20 protein-coding genes are annotated in these 20,508 nt (G+C 55.0%); 12 read left to right on the plus strand and 8 right to left on the minus strand.

The window, feature by feature from the left end; translation table 11 throughout:
* Positions 1-33 precede the first annotated feature (33 nt).
* The 6 genes from TH30_RS05810 (at position 34) to TH30_RS05835 (ending at position 4,283) form a co-directional block, all read left to right on the plus strand.
* Positions 34-1,365, plus strand: coding sequence for a class I SAM-dependent methyltransferase (locus TH30_RS05810; protein ID WP_147251939.1), 1,332 nt, complete (start codon positions 34-36; stop codon positions 1,363-1,365).
* 454 nt (positions 1,366-1,819) lie between these two features.
* The gene (locus tag TH30_RS22525; protein WP_258548622.1) at positions 1,820-2,173 is read left to right on the plus strand and encodes an AtpZ/AtpI family protein; all 354 of its coding nucleotides are present in this window, start codon (positions 1,820-1,822) and stop codon (positions 2,171-2,173) included.
* 34 nt (positions 2,174-2,207) lie between these two features.
* A complete protein-coding gene (locus tag TH30_RS05820; protein ID WP_114097126.1) occupies positions 2,208-2,930 on the plus strand; it encodes a F0F1 ATP synthase subunit A in 723 nt (240 codons plus the stop codon).
* Between the two features lie 60 nt (positions 2,931-2,990).
* Positions 2,991-3,215: an ATP synthase subunit C family protein gene (locus TH30_RS05825; RefSeq protein ID WP_033068123.1), complete on the plus strand. Its 225-nt coding sequence runs from the start codon at positions 2,991-2,993 to the stop codon at positions 3,213-3,215.
* Positions 3,216-3,289: 74 nt separating this feature from the next.
* Positions 3,290-3,775, plus strand: a complete 486-nt coding sequence (locus TH30_RS05830) for a F0F1 ATP synthase subunit B family protein (protein ID WP_114097127.1) — start codon at positions 3,290-3,292, stop codon at positions 3,773-3,775.
* 4 nt (positions 3,776-3,779) lie between these two features.
* On the plus strand, positions 3,780-4,283 hold the full coding sequence (locus tag TH30_RS05835; protein WP_114097128.1) for a F0F1 ATP synthase subunit B family protein: 504 nt from the start codon (positions 3,780-3,782) through the stop codon (positions 4,281-4,283).
* A 114-nt stretch (positions 4,284-4,397) separates the two neighbouring features.
* Here TH30_RS05835 and TH30_RS05840 read toward each other — a convergent pair whose 3' ends face one another.
* Complete coding sequence (locus TH30_RS05840; RefSeq protein WP_114097129.1) at positions 4,398-5,360, minus strand: glutathione S-transferase family protein; 963 nt, start codon at positions 5,358-5,360, stop codon at positions 4,398-4,400.
* Positions 5,361-5,535: 175 nt separating this feature from the next.
* On the opposite strand from TH30_RS05840, the gene TH30_RS05845 reads away from it, so the two are divergent.
* Entirely contained in the window at positions 5,536-6,501 is a 966-nt protein-coding gene (locus tag TH30_RS05845) for a LysR family transcriptional regulator (protein WP_114097130.1), read from the plus strand.
* Positions 6,502-6,552: 51 nt separating this feature from the next.
* On the opposite strand, the gene TH30_RS05850 is transcribed toward TH30_RS05845, so the two are convergent.
* From TH30_RS05850 to TH30_RS05865, 4 genes are read right to left on the minus strand one after another with little or no spacing between them, the layout of a single operon-like run.
* Entirely contained in the window at positions 6,553-8,628 is a 2,076-nt protein-coding gene (locus TH30_RS05850) for a hypothetical protein (RefSeq protein ID WP_114097131.1), read from the minus strand.
* Complete coding sequence (locus TH30_RS05855) at positions 8,625-11,339, minus strand: DUF4159 domain-containing protein (protein ID WP_114097132.1); 2,715 nt, start codon at positions 11,337-11,339, stop codon at positions 8,625-8,627. The genes TH30_RS05850 and TH30_RS05855 overlap by 4 nt, the downstream gene beginning before the upstream one ends.
* A complete protein-coding gene (locus tag TH30_RS05860; RefSeq protein ID WP_114097133.1) occupies positions 11,336-12,289 on the minus strand; it encodes a DUF58 domain-containing protein in 954 nt (317 codons plus the stop codon). Before TH30_RS05860 ends, TH30_RS05855 begins: the two co-directional genes overlap by 4 nt.
* Positions 12,290-13,330: an AAA family ATPase gene (locus TH30_RS05865; RefSeq protein WP_114097134.1), complete on the minus strand. Its 1,041-nt coding sequence runs from the start codon at positions 13,328-13,330 to the stop codon at positions 12,290-12,292.
* An 11-nt stretch (positions 13,331-13,341) separates the two neighbouring features.
* On the opposite strand from TH30_RS05865, the gene TH30_RS05870 reads away from it, so the two are divergent.
* The 5 genes from TH30_RS05870 to TH30_RS05890 are packed head-to-tail and all read left to right on the plus strand — an operon-like array spanning position 13,342 to position 17,005.
* Positions 13,342-14,022: a DUF1285 domain-containing protein gene (locus TH30_RS05870; protein WP_258548623.1), complete on the plus strand. Its 681-nt coding sequence runs from the start codon at positions 13,342-13,344 to the stop codon at positions 14,020-14,022.
* On the plus strand, positions 14,022-14,666 hold the full coding sequence (locus tag TH30_RS05875; protein WP_114097136.1) for a CoA pyrophosphatase: 645 nt from the start codon (positions 14,022-14,024) through the stop codon (positions 14,664-14,666). Before TH30_RS05870 ends, TH30_RS05875 begins: the two co-directional genes overlap by 1 nt.
* A gap of 24 nt (positions 14,667-14,690) precedes the next feature.
* A complete protein-coding gene (locus TH30_RS05880; protein ID WP_114097137.1) occupies positions 14,691-14,978 on the plus strand; it encodes a hypothetical protein in 288 nt (95 codons plus the stop codon).
* Between the two features lie 60 nt (positions 14,979-15,038).
* On the plus strand, positions 15,039-16,358 hold the full coding sequence (locus TH30_RS05885) for a CCA tRNA nucleotidyltransferase (protein ID WP_114097138.1): 1,320 nt from the start codon (positions 15,039-15,041) through the stop codon (positions 16,356-16,358).
* Positions 16,355-17,005 carry a DUF459 domain-containing protein gene (locus tag TH30_RS05890; RefSeq protein ID WP_114097139.1) on the plus strand — a complete coding sequence of 217 codons (651 nt, stop codon included), beginning with the start codon at positions 16,355-16,357 and terminating at the stop codon, positions 17,003-17,005. The genes TH30_RS05885 and TH30_RS05890 overlap by 4 nt, the downstream gene beginning before the upstream one ends.
* 6 nt (positions 17,006-17,011) lie before the next feature.
* Here TH30_RS05890 and TH30_RS05895 read toward each other — a convergent pair whose 3' ends face one another.
* The 3 genes from TH30_RS05895 to xerD all read right to left on the minus strand — a co-directional run bounded on the left by TH30_RS05895 (position 17,012) and on the right by xerD (position 20,496).
* Positions 17,012-17,365 carry a hypothetical protein gene (locus tag TH30_RS05895; protein WP_114097140.1) on the minus strand — a complete coding sequence of 118 codons (354 nt, stop codon included), beginning with the start codon at positions 17,363-17,365 and terminating at the stop codon, positions 17,012-17,014.
* 127 nt (positions 17,366-17,492) lie between these two features.
* A complete protein-coding gene (locus tag TH30_RS05900; RefSeq protein ID WP_258548624.1) occupies positions 17,493-19,274 on the minus strand; it encodes a GGDEF domain-containing protein in 1,782 nt (593 codons plus the stop codon).
* 265 nt (positions 19,275-19,539) lie between these two features.
* Positions 19,540-20,496 carry a site-specific tyrosine recombinase XerD gene (gene xerD, locus TH30_RS05905; protein ID WP_114097142.1) on the minus strand — a complete coding sequence of 319 codons (957 nt, stop codon included), beginning with the start codon at positions 20,494-20,496 and terminating at the stop codon, positions 19,540-19,542.
* Between the last annotated feature and the right edge of the window lie 12 nt (positions 20,497-20,508).

The raw sequence follows: 20,508 nt of genomic DNA on the forward strand, positions 1-20,508 counted from the left end.
CCGAGATTGAAATTCAATGACGGTGAAGAATTGATGTCCCAGAAAGTGCGTGAGCTTTACGAACAGTTTCCTTATCCCCTGCGAGACCCGCAGGACGAAAAAGACCGTTTGTTGATGCCGCCGCTCGACAATCTGTCCCGGGTTAATCACTACTGTTTTGGGGGAGCCGGGGGGATCGACGGATCATTCCGTGCCCTCGTTGCCGGCGGCGGTACGGGTGATGCCATGGTCTGGCTTGCCGAACAGCTCCGCGATGTTGGCGGCTCGGTGACATATCTTGAACCGTCCGAAGCCAGCACCAGGGTGGCACGTGCACGTGCCGAGGCGCGCGGTCTTGCGAATGTTACCTATGTTAAGGCGACGATTGCCGAATTTGCGCGATCAAAGCCCGAACCGTTCGACTACATCAATTGCGCCGGCGTTTTGCACCATCTTGAAAACCCGCCAGAAGGGCTTCGTGATCTGACTTCGGTTTTGAAGCCTGACGGGGCGATGGGCGTTATGGTGTATGGCGAACATGGTCGTCTTGCGGTGACCGAATGGCGCAAGATGATCGAACCGCTTCTCGTCAACAAAAGTTTGTCCGAACAACTTGCCATGACGCGCACGTTGCTGGGCAATCTGCCCGACGACAATATGCTGCTCAAGATGGGCGGTGGTCCGGGGTTCATCAAAGGATTGCTTGAAAACGATCCTGAAATTGTTGATTTGCTGCTTCATCCTGTCGAATGTGCTTATGACGTTCACGGGGTCTATGACTTTGCCGCATCAGCGGGTTTGCATGTTGCGGCCTTTACCGGATTTTTCGGGTTCGGTGGGACGGGCAAGGCGCATTACGCGGTTGGCAATCTGGTACGAGATCCGGTCTTGTTGCGGGAACTTTCGGCCAAGCCACTCCGCGATCAGCAGGCATTTTGCGAACGTTACAGCGGGGCCATGCCGCTCCATGCGTTTTATCTGACCCGTGAAGACCGTGCGCAGGTGGCAGAAATGCTGCCGGATGGGGAACTTGCACCATATTTCTTTGTCAAACCGGATGACACATTCTTTGATGATCTGGTTGCCCTGGCAGGCAAGCCGGTCCTGATCGAAGATGGCAGTGGTAATGCCGTTGACCTGACAGGCGGTCCTGATCTGGCGCGATTGTTATCGGTGTTTGATGGCAAGAACACGGTGGCCGATCTGGTCCGGATTCTGCGTGACGAGATTCTGGTCAAACAGCCCATCGATATGAATTCGATTGCCATCAACACGCTTGGAGCTGTCTGGGCGTTGTTCCACAAGTTTGACTGGATGCTGGCAAGCCGTCCAGATGGCTGGCAAAAATCCGAAAGCGAACGTCGATTGAGCATCCGCAAACTTTGACGCTGTGATCGTCGAGATTCTCGTTTGTGAATTGTGTTTTGAGCGACCCGGGGTGAATCGACCAACCTGTGGTGCAACTGGTCGGGAAAAACTGCGCCAACACCGTAAAATATCGACCAGAATCACTGAAAATCGCAGGTGCATGTGAAATTAGATCACATTGTAATATGTTGCGCTCTTTGCTGCCAAATCCATGATAACCAAGGGAAACTGCCGGTTGCAGCCGACCTGCTTGCAAAAATGGCAGCTTAATCGTCTGCGACTATTGCCTAAGTGCAAAAGTGTTTTCCTTCACATTATTCAATATAAGATATTGTTATAAAAAGACTTATGCCTGTTTTGATCCCGCTTGCGAGGCGGGGTTTTACAGCTTGACAGCCCATGGGGTGCTAAGTATGTTGCCCGCGCATTTCCTTGCGACGTTTGCGAGGTTGCCAAAGCGGGGTTCACGACAATGAGCGATGATAAAGATCGCGCTTCATTAGAAGAGCTGGAAAGCAAGCTGGCAGCTGTAGCAGGCAAACGCGAAGAGACGCGCGGCCCGAACCGGGCGACTGGCAAACCGTCCCAAGGGATGGCACTAGGCATGAGAATTTCGGCGGAAATGATCGCTGCTGTTCTTGTTGGCTTGTTGATTGGCTGGGCGCTGGATCGGGTGCTTGATACGACGCCTTGGCTTCTTGTCCTGTTCGTTTTTCTCGGGGCAGGTGCCGGAGGCTTGAACGCTTATCGTGTTGCCAAAGGCTATGACAGTGCTGTCGGTCTTGGTCGTGCGATAAGGGAGCACAAGCAGGGGGACGGGGAATAACCCCGAAGCCTTATAATATTGAGCGAGGATTACGGTGGCTGGACCGCTAGAGCAGTTTGAAATCAAGCCCTTGGCCGAGCTTTCGCTTGGTGGCATTGATATTTCCTTCACCAACTCCGCCCTTTGGATGGTAATCGCAGCCGTTCTCGTAACGTGCTTCATGACGCTGTCCATGCGTCGCGGTGCATTGGTCCCGGGTCGCTGGCAGGGTGCTGCCGAGGTGATGTACGAATTCGTCGCCAATATGCTCAAAGATAACGTTGGAAGCGCGGGTCGCAAGTACTTCCCGTTCATTTTTACGTTGTTCATGTTCGTTATGTTCGGGAACCTGCTTGGCATGATCCCGCACAGCTTTACATTTACGAGCCACATCGCGGTTAACTTCGCGCTGGCTCTGGTGATCTTCATCGGTGTGACGGTCATCGGCTTTATGCGTCATGGTACGCATTACCTTCGGATGTTCTTCCCTGAAGGTGCGCCGATTGCGACTGCGATCATTCTGGTCCCGATTGAAATCATCTCCTATTTCTCTCGTCCGTTCAGCCTGGCTATCCGACTGTTTGCAAACATGACCGTCGGCCACATCATGCTGAAAGTTATCGGTGGGTTCGTCGGCCTGATTGGCATTCTCGGCGTGCTTCCGTTCGCTCTGCTGACGGGGATTACTGTTCTGGAGTTCGGCATTGCTGCGCTTCAGGCTTATGTGTTCACAATTCTCACCTGCATCTATCTCCATGATGCAATCCACATGCACTAATGTGTGTGGTTTGGTGTGATCTCTTCTGATTGCCTTTAAGAAATTCGAAAGGGTGAAGTTATGGAACTCGATGCTGCTAAGATGATCGGTGCTGGCCTGGCTGCTATTGGCATGATTGGTGCCGGTATTGGTGTTGGTAACATCTGGTCGAGCCTGATTGCGACTGTTGGCCGTAACCCGGCTGCAAAAGGCGACGTTGAACTGTATGGCTGGATCGGCTTTGCTGTTACCGAAGCTATTGCACTGTTCGCACTCGTCGTTGCGCTGATCGTTCTGTTCGTCTAATCGGCGCCTTTTGAGCGAATACACGGCCCGGCGAGGAAGACCCTCGCCGGTGTCGTTGAATTCGGGAGTAGGCTATGCCGCAGTTTGATATTGCGACGTTCTCAGCACAGATCTTCTGGCTGTTCGTTATTTTCGCCGTCTTGTATTTCTTGATGTCGAAAATCGCGCTGCCGAAAGTTGGTGAAGTGCTTGAACGCCGTCAGAAAACCATCGAAGACAACCTTGGCAAGGCCCGGGCGTTGAAAGACGAAACCGATGCCGCCATCGCGAAATACGAGGCTGCTCTGGCAGAAGCTCGTGACGCCGCACAGGCTGACATTCGCGAAGCTTCGGAAAAGGCTGCTGCAGAGCAGGCCAAGAAAACCGAAGCGCTGGTCAAGAAGCTGTCTAAAAAGACATCTGATGCCGAGAAGGCAATTGCGGATGCCAAAACGGATGCACTGAGCGGTGTTGCAGAAGCAGCATCGGAAATTGCCCGCGAAGCAACCGAAAAACTTATCGGTGTCAAGGTTCAGGCCAAAACTGCCGACAAGGCCGTTTCGGCGATTGTAGGAGAGTAAGATAATGGCAACCCAAGAGGTTACTTTCCTTACCGATCCATACACCTGGACTACGCTTTCTTTCGTCCTGGTCGCCGGTTTTGGCGGTTTCAAGGCCGTTAAAGGCATCTCGAGCGCACTTGATAAACGTGCGCAGAAGATCTCTGACGAGCTGGACGAAGCTCAGCGTCTTCGCGAAGAAGCTCAGGAGCTTCTGGCCAATTATCAGGCCAAACAACGCGAAGCCCTGAAGGAAGCTGACGAGATCCGCGCACATGCGAAGGTGGAAGCCGATCGTATGCTTGAAAGCGCCCAGGCTGAGCTGAAAGCGGCACTTAAACGCCGCGAGCAGCAGGCTCTGGAACGTATCTCCAACCTGGAAAGCCAGGCTGTTGCTGAAGTTCGTGCGCATGTCGCCGAAATCGCAGCAAAGGCAACCACTGCCCTTGTCACTGACAAGGTCGCGGGTGCCAAGGCAGACGAGTTGGTGAACGGCGCGATCGCGGAAATCAAAGTTCGCCTGAACTAAGATTTTCCAGTTTCGGAAATTGAAAACCCCGCAAGCGATGCTTGCGGGGTTTTTGTTTGTGTTCAGCCCGGTACCAGCTTCGTCATTTTGTCGTGGCCGACAAACTGGCGTGCCTTAACGTAAAAAACGATCCCGATCATGGGCACCGTCAAAATCAAGATCCGGCCCGACCGGCACAACGCCCGACGGGTTCACTGACGGGTGGCTTTGGTAATAGTGTTTCTTGATGTGATCGAAATGCACGGTCTGTTTGACACCGGGATGCTGATAAAGCGCCTTGGTGTAGTTCCACAGATTGGGATATTCGTGGATCATCTTGCGGTTACATTTGAAATGACCGTGATAGACCGCATCAAAGCGCAACAGGGTCGGGAACAGGCGCCAGTCGGCTTCTGTCAGCGTGTTACCTATCAGGTAGGCCTGTTTGATCAAACGGTGTTCAAGCCAGTCCAGCGCGTCAAAAAGGGTCGTAACGGCCTCTTCATAGGCCTCCTGGCTGGTGGCGAACCCGGATTTGTAAACGCCGTTATTCACGTCATGATAAACACGCTCGTTAACGGCATCGATTTCACTACGCAAATGTTCGGGATAGTAGTCGCCCGCTTTGGCGCCAACTCTGTCAAAGGCGGTATTTAACATTCTGATGATGTCAGAAGATTCGTTGCTGACGATCCGGCTTGTTTTCTTGTCCCACAGGACCGGAACCGTGACGCGACCGGTGTAATCGGATTTGGCCGCGCTATAGACCTGATGCAGCAAGGCATGACCGCCCAAGTCATCAACAAGACCCTCATCGGGCGAGAATCGCCATCCATCGTCACCCATGTGCCAATGTACGACCGATACCGAAATCATGTCTTCAAGGCCTTTGAGGGCGCGGAAGATCAGGGTGCGATGGGCCCAGGGGCAGGCATAGGAAACATAAAGATGGTAACGACCTGGTTCGGCCGGGAATTCGGCATCGGGGTCAGCAGAAAGCCATTGCCGAAAGACCGAGTCCTGCCGGTTGAACTTGCCGTTTTTGTTCTTGGCCAGCAGCGCTTCGGTCTGCCATACGCCATTTACCAGTTGACCCATCTTGTTCCTCCGTCACGGACCTGCGCGTCACGCCTAACGATGATCATGGCAGGTCGGTAATTATGCTGTTTCTTTCATTGTCGCCATTTCCGCGTTGAAGACAATCCGGTGATGTGAGATTTATTTGTTTCCCAATGCGCAACAGTCGTGTTGCGAAGCGATCAGGAGAACGACGATGTTGATCGGTAATCTGGACGGTATGACCGTTTTTGCCCGCGTGGTTGAGGAAGCCAGTTTTTCCGGTGCTGCACGCAAACTCGGCATGTCGAAATCCGCTGTCAGCAAGCATGTCACCAAGCTTGAAGACAGTCTTGGCATCCGGCTCCTGAACCGCACGACACGTCGTCTTAGTCTGACCGATGCCGGGTCGACCTTTTATCAGCATTGTGCACGTGTCGTCGAAGAGATCGAAACAGCCGAACATGCCCTGACGGATTTGCGCGGAACGCCGCGAGGTACCCTTCGGATTTCGGCCCCCCTGACGTTCGGGCAGATGTATTTGCCGCAACTGGTCACGGAATTCATGGCAATGTATCCGGGGCTGCATGTCGATATTCATCTGGCCGATCACATGGTTGATCTGGTCGCCGAAGGGTTCGACATGGCGATCCGCATTACCCGTCTCAAGGATTCAAGCATGATTGCGCGCAAGCTGGCCGACTTTACCGGCCACGTCGTTGCCGCACCGGCTTATCTCGAACAGCATGGCGAGCCGAAAACACCCCAGGAACTGGCCGATCACAAGACGCTTGCCTATACCAACGTTGCCAGCCCGAATATCTGGGATTTCGAAGGTCCCGATGGTCCGGTCACGGTCCGGGTCAATCCGGTCATGTCGTGCAATAACGGTGAGTTCACATCAATTGCAGCCATCCGGGGGCTGGGTATCGCGCGCGAGCCGGAATTCATCGTTGCCGAGGCGCTCAGCGAAGGCAGGCTTGTCCGCATTCTCAAGGATTATGATCCGCTCAATAATGGCGGTATCTATGCGGTATATCCGGAACGTCGCCACCTGCCGAGCAAGGTACGTGTGTTTATCGATTTTCTGGCCGAAAAATTCCGTGGCGGGCTTTGCAATTTCCACGAAGCTGCCTGCAAGGAATACAAGGAAGGTCGGGGGCGGCAGCGTCTGGCCCCCTGATATGTGTTCGCACAGGGTTGTTAGCGTTTTTGGTCCATCGCAACAGAGAAGCTATTTGCTTTCCACCCGCCAGCCAAGAAGGCAAATCGCCCCGATCAGCAGGGCAATGATCGGGATCGGCAGCAGGTTGGTGATACCGCCAATCACGGTCTTGTAGCTGTCGGTTTCAATGAAACCTGCCCAATTGCCACCATGCCAGATGCGATCATCGGGAACATGGCGCAAATCCGGAAGACCGTCTTCGATCCGCCCGATATAACCGCCATTTTCTGCCACCAGTCCGGCCAGAAGTTCCGGTGTGGAGTTGGTGTTCTGGGTTTCTGCAGTCAAAACATCCCGATCGACATGCAGGGCTGTTTGCTGGCGTTCATTGCGATCAAGAACGCTGACCCGGATCAGGCCGCGTTCCGCAATCGGCACGACGGCCTGCCACGACTGGTCGGGCAATTGTTCGAAACTGGCATTGATCTGCTCGCCGGTTTCCGGATTGATGGCGCTTGCCCTATCCGGTGCTGCTCCGATCTTGCGCCAGTTCAGGATAAGGCTTTGTCCGTCGGCACTGCGCGACGTCGTAACCGTGTTTTCGTCAAGAGCAGGCTCCTTCATCAGCCAATGTGACAGGCGGCGCAACAGTTCGGCAACCGGACCACCACCGTCATGACCCCGTTGCCACAGCCACATCTGGTCGGAACTGAGCATCGCGACCCGGCCTTCCTCAACCCGTTGCAGGGTCAGAAGCGGCATGTCATCAGCCCCGGTCAGAAGCGTCATGGCATCGGGATCGGAAACCCGTGTTTCGATCTGACGATACCAGCGCCCCCATTTCGGTGGTGTGTTTGGTGATCCGGCAATTGCGGCGGTCACCGGATGCAGTCGACCCGCGGCATTCACACGCGGAACAAATGGTTGTTCGACGATGCGACCGGTTGCTTCGGCGGGCATCAGGCTGTTAAGGGCAGTGCTTGATAGCCCGTCAGGTCCGATATATTCCGGCCCGGCAACCACCAATGCAGCCCCGCCCCAGCGCACAAAATCAACAACCTTTTCCAGATAGTGCGGCGGCAAAACCCCGCGCATCTGATAGCGGTCAAAAATGATCAGATCGAACTGACGCAGGCGAACTTCAAAAAGATCGCGGATCGGAAACGGGATCAGGGCCAGTTCATTGATCGGCGTGTCATCGCCTTTTTCGGGTGGACGCAAAATGGTGAAATGCACCAGATCAACACCGGGATCAGCCCGCAAAAGATTGCGCCATGCCCGTTCGCCCGGATGGGGTTCCCCCGATAGTAGCAAGACCCGCAACCGGTCGCGCACGCCGGTGGTTTCAAGGATCAGGCGATTATTGGTTTTATCGGTTTCCTCAGGCGCGTCATCCATGCGCAATTCTGCCAGAACCGATCCGGCATGAGGTACGGGAATGCTGACCCGGCTCTGCTCGTTGGCAGGCAGCAAGATTTCATTTTCAGTACCGTCTTCAAGCAGCATCCTGACCGGGATGGCGGTACCGGGCGGCAGGTCATGATCAATCGCCTCGATCATGAATTCGGCCTTTTTGCCAACAATGCCGTAATCAGCACTTTGGCGAATGACAAGGCGGCGGTCGCGTTCATCGCGCGCGCCGCTGATCAGAACATGCAAAGGTGCACCAAGATCAAGGCGGGTCGGAACGTCATGGACCTGACCGTCGGTGATCATCATCACCCCGCCCAGGCGTTCACGCGGAATGCCGCCCAGCATCCGATCAAGAACGGCAAACATGCGTGTGTCTGACTCACCTCTGACATTTTCGAACCGCAACTCGACCGATGGATCATCTGCAAAACGATCCCTGAGTTCGGCGATGGCCTTGTCCGTCTGCTCTGTCCGGTTGGCAATGCGCTGACTTGCCGATCTGTCGACCAGAACCAGCACAATGTCGCTCAGCTTCTCACTTTCGCGGTCAGTGAATTGCGGTGCCAGAAGCGCAAGCAGGACAAGCACCATCACCCCCCCGCGCCAGACCGTCCCGCGCAGTCTAAACAGGGTAAACAGAATGATTGCCCCAAGACACAGTACCGCCAAGCCCTGAAGGATCGTGATATCAAGCAGCGGGGAAATCTGGAGGTTTTGCCAGCCCTGATTCATCGTCCCAGCCTTTCCAGAATGGCTGGAAGGTGGACCTGATCGCCCTTGTAACTTCCGGTCAGGGCATACATCACAAGATTGATGCCAAAGCGCACCGCCATTTCGCGCTGACGCGGGGCGATGTCCTCTGAGCGGATTTCATCGCGGCCTTCGGGGATCATCCAGGCCGATGCCCAGTCATTGCCACCAAATAAAACCGAGGCAACACCGTCCAGTCGCTGATTGGGGCGAGCATCAAGCCAAAGCGGGGCGGAAAACCGGCCATAGGCATGATCAAGCAAATAGAAACTGCGAAACAGAATGTGATCGCCCGGTGCCCGATCAAGAAGCGGAACTTCAAGCCCGGCCAGCAAACGGCGCAGGCGGGCTGGCTGAACTTCGCGGTCGCGACTGTCGATCAGGATCATGCCGCCATTATTCAGATAGCGGTTCAACCGTTCGCGTGCGCGCTCCGAAAACGCAGCCTGTCCGTCAACAAGTGGCCAATAGATCAGGGGATAGAAACTTAGCTCGTCAGTTTCAGGATCGATCCCATCGACTGTATTAAGGTCCGCAGCACTGCGACGGCGCAGATATTCCGTCAAACCGGTCATGCCGGCCTGACTAAGGCGGTCGACCGGTGCCACGCCGGTTTTCAAATAGGCCAGACGTGGTTGCAGGGCGGCTTCCTGTAGCGAGGCTGCATGACTGCTTCCGGACGATCCCATAAGGATGGCGCTGGTCATCCCCGTAATTCCGATCACCATCAGGATCGAGGTAAAGGCATTGCTGCGCCGGTTACGTCGTAACGTCACATGATGAATGGCAAGCAGGATCAGCGCATCACACAGCAACAACAACAGTGCCCCCAACAGACAAAGGGCTGCCAGATCGACCTGGTCATGACGGGTAATCTGGCGGACACTCACCCCGGATGGCCAGTTGACGGTATTGGCAACATTGCCAAGGGACGGGCCAAGGTTAAGTGCAACCGCCTGTCCGTTTTCCCCGTAAATACCCGGCGGGTGGCGCGGGTTCGGGGGCGGAAGTGGTGCTCGCACCGGCAGGATCACCGCATCTGGTTGATGGGTTTGTCCAAACCCGTCCAGAACCGCTTGCGGCGGCAGGCTGGTGCTGAGTTCGGCGTCACTATTGTTACTTGGGCTGGCAAGAGGCAGGATTTTTTGCCACAGCTCGACAAACAGACCCGACATCGGAAGGTTCGACCAGTCCGCCCAAGGTGTTACATGGAACAGAACAATACGGCCGGAATTGCGCGTGGCACTGGTGATCAGGGGGGTGCCATCGGTCAGTCGCGCCCAGGTCTTGCTCAGAATATCTGGGTCCGGTTCGGCAAGAAGCTGGCGGTTAACGGTGATGTCGCCCGGAATGGCAATGCCGTAAAACGGACTGTTATCGGGGAAATCAAGCAGGCGCTTTGGCTTCTCCCATGACATGGAACCACCAAAATCGCGGTTGCCCAGACGCAGCGTCACCGGCAAAAATTCATTGCCGATGTCGGTCGAACTGTCACCGGCAAATCGCACCAGCATTCCGCCGTCATTGACCCAGCGTTCCAGTGCTTCGAACTGGCTGCCAAGACCGGAAATCGGGCCGGTTGCGACCAGAATGTCGACTTTCCTGTCCAGAAGCTGACCAAGCGGCGCATAGGTCACATCGGCATAGGGTGAAATGGCACGATCAAGGAAGAAATACTGATCTGACAGAACACCGGGACTGTCACCTGAACTGACAATCACGCCAACGCGCCGCTGTTGCCAGCGCGCCCCGGTCTGATACATCGTTGCCGCACTTTCGATACCTTCAACGCCGACAGCCTGAATGGCATTGGCAATGTCACTTGGTAAAAAGATGGCGATTTCGCTCTGGTCACTATTGGCGGCAAGTTCGGCAGTATGGCGTAACAGGACGGAACCCCGTTCGCCACGGGCCAGCAGGTTGATTGTACGCGGATTCTCGTTGCGGTCATGGGCGATGGATACAACCATGCCGGTGCGCGAACGTGTCAGTGATGTGATGGCAATCCGGTCGGTCCGGGTCGGCGAAATAACGGTGATCGGGGCAATATCCTGAAGGTCTGTGGCAAGTGCGGATTTGCCTGGGCCATCCATATTGTCGGTCAGCCACAGGATACTTCCGATCGCATTATTCATTTCCGGATTTTCGGAAATCAGATCAGAAAGGGCCGCATAGTCGGAATTCCACGGGCGCGGATGCAGTCGATCAATCAGGTTTTCAGTATCATGCGGGGAAACCGGGCCAACAAGTTCGGGCAATTTCCATGTCGATGCGCCTGCGGCCTCGGGGGCGGTGCGCGCGACATAGATGGTCCGAAGGTCAAAGCGCGCCTGATTGGCAATCTGTTGCAAGGCGACGCGATATTGCGACCAGTTGGCAGCACTTTCCCAACCGTTATCGGCAATGATCAGAAGCGCCCCCTCATTCCGGGCAAAGTCGTTGCGGTTCATCACCGGACGCGCGGCGGCAATGATCAGTAATGTCAGGATAAGACAGCGCAGAATAGTCTGCCAGATCGGGGCGCGCTGAATATCGCGGCGCTGGCTTTTCAGACCGCGTAATAGCCGTGCGGCCGGAAAGATCACATTCTTTGGCGCACGCGGGGCCGAGCGGATCAAAAGCCATACAATCGGCAAAACCATCAGGCCAGCCAGCATCGCAGGATAAAGGAATGTGATGGCCGACAGGCTCATGACATCTCCTGCTGGTTATGGCGATGCAAGTTTGGTCGTCCGCGACCGTTTGATCCGCTTTGATTTTGCCGCTCGCTGAGATGCTGATACAGCGCAAGCAGGGTCGGGCTGGCACTTTCGGACGTGACATGACGATCATAAAGCCAGTCATTATGACGTGCAGCATCGCGCACTGCTGCGCGCCATTTGCGGGCCCGCTGTTTGAAGCCATCCGCAATGTCTTCGAACTTTTCGCTGCGATAGATCATCTGATCGTCGGTATCAAACAGATCAACGCGTCCGCGAAATGGCGGGGATATTTCAGCCGGATCAAGAATTTGCACCAGTGCACCGTCATTCTGATACTGGCCAAGTCGCCGGATGACATTGGTGCTTTTTTCAGCCTGATCGGAAAATTCCAGAAAATCACCCAATAGCAGGACCGATTGCTTGCGCCCGGCATGTATGCCGCTTCCTTGTTCGGCGATGCTTTGCGGTGTTGCCAGCATCGCATGGGCCAGCTTTTCAAGATGTTCGGCCGACGTGATCCGGGTGCGTTCCCCGTCAAAGGTGCCAACGGTCTCGCCATTGCGGATCAAAAGATCGGCCAGCGCGATGGAAATGATCAGGGTGCGCTCGGCCTTGGACGGAATGGAACTATCGGATGACCAGTACATGGACGGCGAAAGGACAGGCCAGATCCAGTAATTGTGACTGGCTTGCCATTCGGTCTGGCGGATAAAGGTATGATCGCTGCGTGCGGACCGACGCCAGTCTATCTGGTTGGTTGGGTCGCCGGGAACATAGGGCCGGAATTGCCAGAAATCACTGCCCGGGCCGACCTTGCGATTGCCATGCAGACCGCTTCGCAAACTGATGGCCGTTCTGCGGGACTCATCAATCAGCTGTGGCAGCCGTGCCGCAAGGGCGCGTGCGGCGGCAACATGATCATGCACGGCGGGAACGGCCAATTATGCTTTCTCCTGCAAGTGGGCAAGGGCATCCGTGATCAGGCCTTTGGCAGTGAACCCTTCGGCGCGCGCGCCATAGGTCAGACCGAAACGATGACGCAGGACGGGGACGGCGAGTTCTTCGATATCCTCAAGCGACGGGGCGAAACGTCCAAACAGCATCGCACGTGCCCGGCATGCCAGCGAAAGCGCCTGTGCGGCACGCGTCCCCGGACCCCATGCAACATTGTCGCGGATGTCGGAAAGCGATGTGCTTTCCGGGCGGCATTCGCGACAGAGTGCAATGATGGTATCAAGCACCCGGTCAGGCATTGGCAGGCGACGGACAAAATCCTGTGCCTCGACCAGATCATCTGCCTGAAGAACCTGACGCGGACGGGTCGGATACCGCCCGGTGGTTTCGGTTACGATTTTGCGTTCTTCGTCTGCGTCGGGATAGCCAAGGCGCACTTCCAGAAGGAAACGGTCAAGCTGTGCCTCTGGAAGGGGATATGTCCCTTCCTGTTCCAGCGGGTTCTGGGTTGCGACAACATGGAACGGTTCGGGAAGCTTGTGGCTGTATCCGGCGACGGATACTTCGCGTTCCTGCATCGCCTGAAGCAGGGCGGACTGGGTACGCGGGCTGGCGCGGTTGATCTCGTCAGCCAGCAACAACTGGCAGAAGACCGGACCCTTGATAAAGCGAAATGCCCGCTTGCCGTCGGCACCTTCTTCAAGGACTTCGGAGCCGAGGATATCGGCCGGCATCAGATCAGGGGTGAACTGAACACGTTTGTCCAGAAGCCCCAGAACCTTGCCGAGCGTATGGGCAAGCAATGATTTGCCAAGCCCCGGCGCACCGACCATCAGGACGTGACCGCCTGATAAAATACCGATAAGTGTTTGCTCTACGGCTTCATTCTGCCCAAATATAACAGATGAAACCATTTTGCGGGCTTCGGCCAGCCGCGCGACACATTCGTCTAAACGAGCGGCGTCGCGTTCCAGACTGCTATCTTGGGAAAATCCCATTTCTTCGGGGAAACGTGGCGCGTTTGTCATGATGCGAAACTTTGCTTCCTTTGTTGCAGCATGGATGCCAGCAGGTTGAAGAGCGCAGATGGATTCACATAAATATTACGGGAAAACGTCTGGCTCAGGATCAACTGTACAGCATGAGTGACAACCAACAAACCGTCGATCTTGCCGAAAAATTGTGGTCGCGCCTGCGCGGGCAAAAGCCGGGTAGTGGGCGGCATCCGCAAATCTGCGGCGATATTCCTATGTCTATAGGTCGGGATGGAACCTGGTTCTATCAAGGTGGCCCGATTGGCCGAATTGAGCTGGTGAAACTTTTTTCTTCCGTCCTGCAACGTGACGATGAAGGCGGCCATTGGCTGGTGACGCCTGCCGAGATGGCCCGCATCGAGGTTGAAGACGTCGCCTTCATTACCGTCGAGATGCAAAATGAAGGCAGCGGACAGGATCAGATCATTCGTTTCCGGACCAATATTGATCAATGGGTGGAACTTGATATGTCCCATCCCTTGCGGGTTGAACATGATCCGGAAACTGACGAACCATCCCCCTATATCAGCCTCGAACGCGGTCTTGAGGCGCGCCTGAACCGGGCGGTATTTTATCAGCTGGTTGAACTGGCGGACGAAATTATTGAGCCCGAAAGCAATATGTTACGTATTGGCGTGTATAGTCATGGACACTTCTTCGAGATTGGCCGGATGGAGGCTGTTTGATGAGTCCAGATGATATCATTGCCGCCCTCAGGGCACCCCAGACCGACATTTTGCAACGTCGGGGTGATCATGCTGTTGACTATCCGGGGTCGAAATCGCGCGCGCGTGCCTTTGCCGAGGGCGAACTGGTGTCACGGCCTGCGGCCGTTCTGGTGCCATTGGTAAAACGTGAAGCCGGTTTGCATGTCATTTTAACCCGAAGAACGGATCATCTTAGTGACCATGCCGGGCAAATCAGTTTTCCCGGTGGCCGTCAGGAAGAAGAGGACGCGACGCTCGAAGAAACCGCCTTGCGTGAGACCGAAGAAGAAATTGGTCTGTCGCGACGGCATGTCGATCTGGTCGGACGAATTGACGATTATTATACCGTGACCGGATATCAGGTGACCCCGGTGATTGGTCTGGTGACACCCCCCTTTGATCTGTCGCCAGATGACCATGAAGTGGCCGAGGTTTTTGAAGTACCCCTTAACTTTATCATCGATCCGAGAAACCAGAAGCTCCAGACCGTTACATTCGAGGGAATGCGTCGGCGGTATTTTGCCATTCCGTACCGGGAATATTACATATGGGGGGCAACAGCCGGAATGCTGGTAAACTTCAGTGAAGTCATCCGCGCCAATACACAGACCTTCCAACCTTAAACCAAGTGTCAGGAACTCAGCTTTATGTTGCGACAAATCATCCAGATCGGCCTGCCTCTGATCCTGCCCTTTGTCCTTTACGGGCTGTGGTTGAAATGGGCACGCGTCAAGGCGATCCGGGAAGGTCACGACGTTATTCCGCCATGGAATAAAGGTCCCTGGTTGCTGCTGTTCGGGGCCGGTGTTGCACTGACGGCCGCTATCCTGATTTTCACGGCACTAGGGACTGGCGCACCGCCTGATTCCATCTATCATGCCCCGGTACTGCGTGACGGTGTGGTCGAGCCGGGCTATTTCGAGCCAAAAAAATAACCTGGCATGACATATCGAAGTTTATGTTCAGACGGATAAGCGTTTAAGGCCAAGCGTGCAATGACAGCACTCGAACCAACCGGAAGATTGCAGCCATACGGGATCATGGTTGCCGACGATACCGCCCGCGTGTTTGCCGCCATCGCACAGCATGGTGGCAAGGCGCGCTATGTTGGCGGTATTGTCCGGGATGCCTTGCTTAAACGCGATCTGGTTGATGTTGATATCGCATGCGACCTTGCACCCGAAGAAACGCAAACTGCGCTGGAAAAGGCGGGTATTCGTGTCCTGCCGACCGGGCTCAAACACGGGACGATCACGGCGTTAACAGACGCGGGCGCCTATGAAATAACCACCCTGCGTGTTGATGTCGAAACCGATGGACGTCATGCCGAGGTGGCTTTTACCGACAGTTGGCTTGCCGATGCCAAGCGCCGCGATTTTACCTTTAATGCAATTTACTGCGACCCTGACGGCACCGTTTATGATCCGTTTGACGGGGAAACCGATCTTCGCGAAGGGCGGGTGCGGTTTATCGGTGTGGCGGAAAACCGAATTGCCGAGGATTACCTGCGTATCCTGCGGTTCTTCCGGTTTCAGGCATGGTTTGGCCGCCCGCCGGTTGATCCTGTCGGGGCAGAGGCCTGTCGCAAGGGGGCGCATGGGCTGATCGATATTTCGGCCGAGCGTATCCGCGACGAGATATTCAAGTTATTGCGGTCCAGAAGCCCGGCGGGAACCGTCGGGGATATGATCGGCTTTGGCATTCTGCCGGTGATCTTGCCGCAACTGGCGCGGACGGACTGCCTGCGCATCATGCAATGGCTTGATAGTACAGCCCTTGCTGATCCGGCGATCATGCCTGATCCCTTGCGCCGTCTGGCTGCATTGTTCCAGACCGGCGATGACGGGACGGATGACAACCTTGCCGCGGCAGAACGGCTTGCGCGTGCGTTGCGTCTTTCCAACGAGCAGACGGACCGGTTCGCCGCGATGGTGGCACAAGCGCCGCTGATTGATCCCGAAATGTCGGCAGACAATATTCGCCGCGATTTATATCGGATCGGACCGGATGCCTTTCGTGATGCTGTTTTGCTGGCCTGGAGCACGCGGGCCGCTGTCCCGCCACGATGTTCGCGGCAGGAAAATGAACAATGGCAAAGCCTGATTGATGCGGCGAGAAATTGGCAACCGGTCAAATTGCCGATACAAGGTCGCGACATTCTGGCCGCCGGGTTGGCTCCGGCAGGGCCGAAAATTGGCGAATTGTTGAAACAGGCCGAAGAATATTGGCTTGATCACGGGTTTGAACCCGATCAGAACGAACTGAAGACTTATATTGTCGGCCTGCTATCGGCTGGCGCACAGGAGACGGAATGAGCACAGGCGCAATCGGGCATCGCATTTGCTGTTTTGGAGACAGTCTGGTGAATGGTGTCCGCGATGGGGAAAAGGGCGGCTGGCCGATGCGCCTTGGGCGCAGGTTGCTTGAAGAGGCCAAACGTGAAACCACGATATACAATCTTGGCATCCGCGCAGAAACCACCGAGGGGCTTAAGGCCCGCTGGAAATTTGAAGCTCAGTTACGCATGGTCACCGAATTTCCGAACATCCTGATGTTCAGCTTTGGTGTCAATGATGCCAACCATGTCGAAGATCGTGGTGAAGAAACCACTATGCGTGTGTCGCCTGCAACGTCGGCGGCAAATGCAGCCGAGATCATCGGGGAAGCATCCAGACTTGCCCCGACACTCTGGATCGGGCCACAGGCGGTGATTGATGGCAGCAAATCCAGTCAGGAAATCAATGAACGTCTCGAAGGGTTAAACCAGATTTATCTGGAAACCGCGCGTGGCTTTGACGTGCCTTACCTTGATCTGTTTGCGACCACGCTTAAGGACGATAGATGGCAGCGTGCATTACGCCGTGGTGATGGGTATCACCCCGACAAGGCCGGTTATGACCGGGTGGCCGAACTGATCTGGGAATGGGATGGCTGGAAACGGGCTGTCGGGCTGACCGACTGATCCGGATCAGACAATGATGTTGATATATTGACCACGACCGGCGGCGTTATTTGCACTGGCAGAATTCGTCGTACCGGTCTGCCCGTAGCCTGACGGGTCATACTGGTCGATATAGTTTTCCAGAATGGTTTCTTGTGTGCCTTCCTTGACGAATCGCTGCTGTTCGTTGCGATCACGCTGAAAGGCCTGAACAGCACGTTCAATTTCCTGATCCGTCGTCAAGGAGACGCGGCTGGTCCGTTCAACAGACTGGTTTTGTTGTTGAATTTCCTGTTCGGATTGCTGACGTTGCGCAATCGGACTTGCCGGGCGAACGGGGATTGCCGTTTTAATATCGGACGATGAGGAAACGCTTACCATCGTTGTAGAATGCTCGTGAAAGATCGTTGCTGTTCTGGTCTTTGGTCGGAATATTACCCAGCAATTCTATAATTTGAAGCGTTAATTTGCGGTTGCGAGAAACTTGTTTTCGTATCCCGGTGCAAACTTATTTTCCACTGATCGGAAGCGGCGCACAGGGCGCATCATAAAGTCCGCTGGCAAAACGGTTTATGCTGTTTTTGGCAATCGCCTTGAGCTTGGCAGCTTCGACCGAAATATGATCAAGGGTGATATCGGTTCGTTCGGGCGGGATGCGGACAAGGGCGGCACTGACGCTCATCAGATCGAATTTGGTAACCTGGTTATCGCGACCCTTGCCGATCAGATAGCCGCGATCACGGGTTTCCTGATCATAGAAACTTTTGATCTGTGCATCGAACATGGCCTGTGCGCGCTGCACGGCTTCGACGGCCACTTCGAAATCAACCGACTGGACATAGGCAAAGAAATCATCGCCGCCGATATGGCCGACAAACCAGTCATTCTGGCTCAGCGCCTTGCCCAGAATATCCTTGAAAAGAAGAATTGCACGGTCACCTTGCCGAAACCCGTAGCGATCATTGAACGGCTTGAAATTATCAAAGTCAAAATAGACGGCAAATCGACGTTTGCGCGGTTGGGATAAGGCATGTGCGGCATATCGATAAATCGCGCTGTTTCCGGGTAATCGGGTCAGCGGGTTTTCATCGCGCGCATTTAACGTGTTGCGTTCATTGACCGCGCGCAGCAGCGCACTTTGATCAAGCACACCAAGATAGCGTCCGTTTTCGGTCAGGATTACGCCATCAAGTGCATTGGTCGCGACAAAGGTTTCAAGCAGTTCCGAAAGACTGGTACGAATGTCTGCAACCGGGCATCTGCGCAGGAACCGTTTGATATTGGCGCGGTTTGCCGGGTTTTGCAGCAATTCACGTCCGAATGGCGTGTAAATGAATGCCTTGAATTCGGAATCGCGAACGACGCCCATCGGCTCGCCATCCGGATTAACGACGGGAACGAGTGTGATGTCGGGGTTCTGCTGAAAGTAGGTCAGGATATCGACCGGGTTGATATCACTTGGAATGGCCGGGGTATCAAGCAGGTAGGATCGAACTACGTCATCATCACGATCCGACTGCCGACGGGTATCAGCCGCAATGTCGGCGGCAACCTGAACAAGGTCGGTCCGCTCCGGCAACTCGATGGACGGGCGGGCAATGAAAAAGCCCTGTACCAGATCGCATCCCAACCGGCGGCAACACAGGAATTCCTCGCGGGTTTCGACACCTTCGGCGACCACCTGGGCGGCGATCATGTGGGCAAAGGCGGTGATTTGGGTGACGAACAGTTCCTTGCGGCGGTCGCGGTCAATGCCATCAATAAAGAACCGGTCGATCTTGATGATGTCAGGTTCGCATTCATAAAGGGCGCGCAACTGGGCAAAGCCACTGCCATAATCATCAATGGCGATCTTGAACCCCTGACTGCGGTACCGCACCAGAATGTCCTTGAGATAGTCTGCATTGCTGATGTCGTGACGTTCGGAAATCTCAAGAAAGATGGTATCGCGCTCAAGCCCGGCATCGGCCAGAAGGGCTGCCGTCTGACCGGGCTGGTAATCCTCGGTCTTCACAACGCGATTGTCGAAATTGTAAAACAGCTTCAGACGTTTTGCGTCCGGCATCCGGGCGAATTTTTCAATTGCCTTGGCGCGCAGCAGCATATCGACGCTATGCAGGTTGCCTGTATCCCAGGCGGTATCAAACAGGGCCTGAATGGAGGTGAAACCGGCATCCTCCCAGCGGCGCAAAAGCGCTTCGTAGCCGAAAATATGGCCTGTATGCGGGCTGACAATGGGCTGGAATGCGAAGTCGACCTTTTCAACGACCTGCTGCCAGTTCCGCAGCATGACTGGTTTGCTTACGGGTCGGTCCGCTATCAATTCATCTTCTGCATCAAACGCCAATGCAGTTCCCCGATCTTCAAAAATGGCCTGAAATCCCGGATATAAGGAGAAACTATTATTTACGATCTTGCTGGTAGCTCAGGTTCGACAACAACTTGATGACAGTTAGATTACGAATATATGACATCCGCAGAAAAAGTCCGTTTTTATGTCAAATTATCGACTTTTACCTATGCGGGGGTATTAGACAAATCTGATTATTCTGTGGTCAGGATCCGTGTCCGGCCATCCGCGCAAGCGGGTGATGTTCCTGTACCAGCCCGCGCAGGCGAGACTCGAGAACATGGGTATAAATCTGTGTCGTCGAAATATCGGAATGGCCCAGCATTTTCTGTAAGCTGCGCAAATCCGCACCATTGGCCAGAAGGTGACTGGCAAAGGAATGGCGGAGCACATGGGGCGATACGCGCGATGGTGCGATGCCTGACTCAATCGCCAGATCCTTGATCATTTTCAGAAACATCTGGCGTGTCAGATGGCCGGTTTTACCGCGTGACGGGAATAAGTATGAGGATTGCCCGGGGCGATCAGCGTGCCCGTCTGATTTGTCAGAGGGAATGAATGCATCGCGGACATCAAGGTAATCGCGAAGCGCATCACGGGCCGGATCAGACAGGGGGACAAGCCGTTCCTTGCTGCCTTTACCTCGTACGATCAGCATTTGCGGATCGCGAGCCGCAGCGGCATAGGGCAGTTCGACCAGTTCGGACACACGCATGCCGGTGGCATACATCAACTCGACCATGGCAAGCAGGCGTTTGCCCTTGATGCCAGGATGATTGGCAGCGGTTGTGATCAGACGGTCAATTTCGTCAATCGACAGGAACTTGGGAAGTGTCTGTCCCTGTTGCGGGCTGTCGATATTCGACGACGGGTCGTCATTGCGATACCCGTCGGAATAAAGAAACTTGTGAAACTGTCGCAGGGCTGAAAGGCGTCGGGCCTGCGTGCGTGGCGCAAGACCCGCCGCACCCAACTCGGCCATATAGCGACGAAGGTCCTTTTCGGTGGCATCGACCGGACCGGATTTCCCCGCAAGGAGCGACGCCACATAATCTTCAAGGTCACGGCGATAGGCATCAAGCGTGTGGGCACTTGCCCCGCGCTCGGCGGCCATCATTTCAAGAAAAGCCGATATCAGCGAGCTTGTCAGTGCCTTGGCCATTGCCCGGTTCCA

The sequence above is a fragment of the Thalassospira profundimaris genome, from assembly GCF_003326795.1.
Classification (GTDB): Bacteria; Pseudomonadota; Alphaproteobacteria; order Rhodospirillales; family Thalassospiraceae; genus Thalassospira; species Thalassospira profundimaris_C.

Coding starts and splice junctions, on each gene's coding strand:
- TH30_RS05835 (WP_114097128.1), top strand. CDS start 3,780: ATGGCAACCCAAGAGGTTACTTTCCTTACCGATCCATACACCTGGACT.
- TH30_RS05840 (WP_114097129.1), bottom strand. CDS start 5,360: ATGGGTCAACTGGTAAATGGCGTATGGCAGACCGAAGCGCTGCTGGCC.
- TH30_RS05900 (WP_258548624.1), bottom strand. CDS start 19,274: ATGCTGCGGAACTGGCAGCAGGTCGTTGAAAAGGTCGACTTCGCATTC.
- TH30_RS05895 (WP_114097140.1), bottom strand. CDS start 17,365: ATGGTAAGCGTTTCCTCATCGTCCGATATTAAAACGGCAATCCCCGTT.
- TH30_RS05865 (WP_114097134.1), bottom strand. CDS start 13,330: ATGACAAACGCGCCACGTTTCCCCGAAGAAATGGGATTTTCCCAAGAT.
- TH30_RS05830 (WP_114097127.1), top strand. CDS start 3,290: ATGCCGCAGTTTGATATTGCGACGTTCTCAGCACAGATCTTCTGGCTG.
- TH30_RS05850 (WP_114097131.1), bottom strand. CDS start 8,628: ATGAATCAGGGCTGGCAAAACCTCCAGATTTCCCCGCTGCTTGATATC.
- TH30_RS05810 (WP_147251939.1), top strand. CDS start 34: ATGTCCCAGAAAGTGCGTGAGCTTTACGAACAGTTTCCTTATCCCCTG.
- TH30_RS05875 (WP_114097136.1), top strand. CDS start 14,022: ATGAGTCCAGATGATATCATTGCCGCCCTCAGGGCACCCCAGACCGAC.
- TH30_RS05825 (WP_033068123.1), top strand. CDS start 2,991: ATGGAACTCGATGCTGCTAAGATGATCGGTGCTGGCCTGGCTGCTATT.
- TH30_RS05890 (WP_114097139.1), top strand. CDS start 16,355: ATGAGCACAGGCGCAATCGGGCATCGCATTTGCTGTTTTGGAGACAGT.
- TH30_RS05885 (WP_114097138.1), top strand. CDS start 15,039: ATGACAGCACTCGAACCAACCGGAAGATTGCAGCCATACGGGATCATG.
- TH30_RS05845 (WP_114097130.1), top strand. CDS start 5,536: ATGTTGATCGGTAATCTGGACGGTATGACCGTTTTTGCCCGCGTGGTT.
- TH30_RS05855 (WP_114097132.1), bottom strand. CDS start 11,339: ATGAGCCTGTCGGCCATCACATTCCTTTATCCTGCGATGCTGGCTGGC.
- TH30_RS22525 (WP_258548622.1), top strand. CDS start 1,820: ATGAGCGATGATAAAGATCGCGCTTCATTAGAAGAGCTGGAAAGCAAG.
- xerD (WP_114097142.1), bottom strand. CDS start 20,496: ATGGCCAAGGCACTGACAAGCTCGCTGATATCGGCTTTTCTTGAAATG.
- TH30_RS05880 (WP_114097137.1), top strand. CDS start 14,691: ATGTTGCGACAAATCATCCAGATCGGCCTGCCTCTGATCCTGCCCTTT.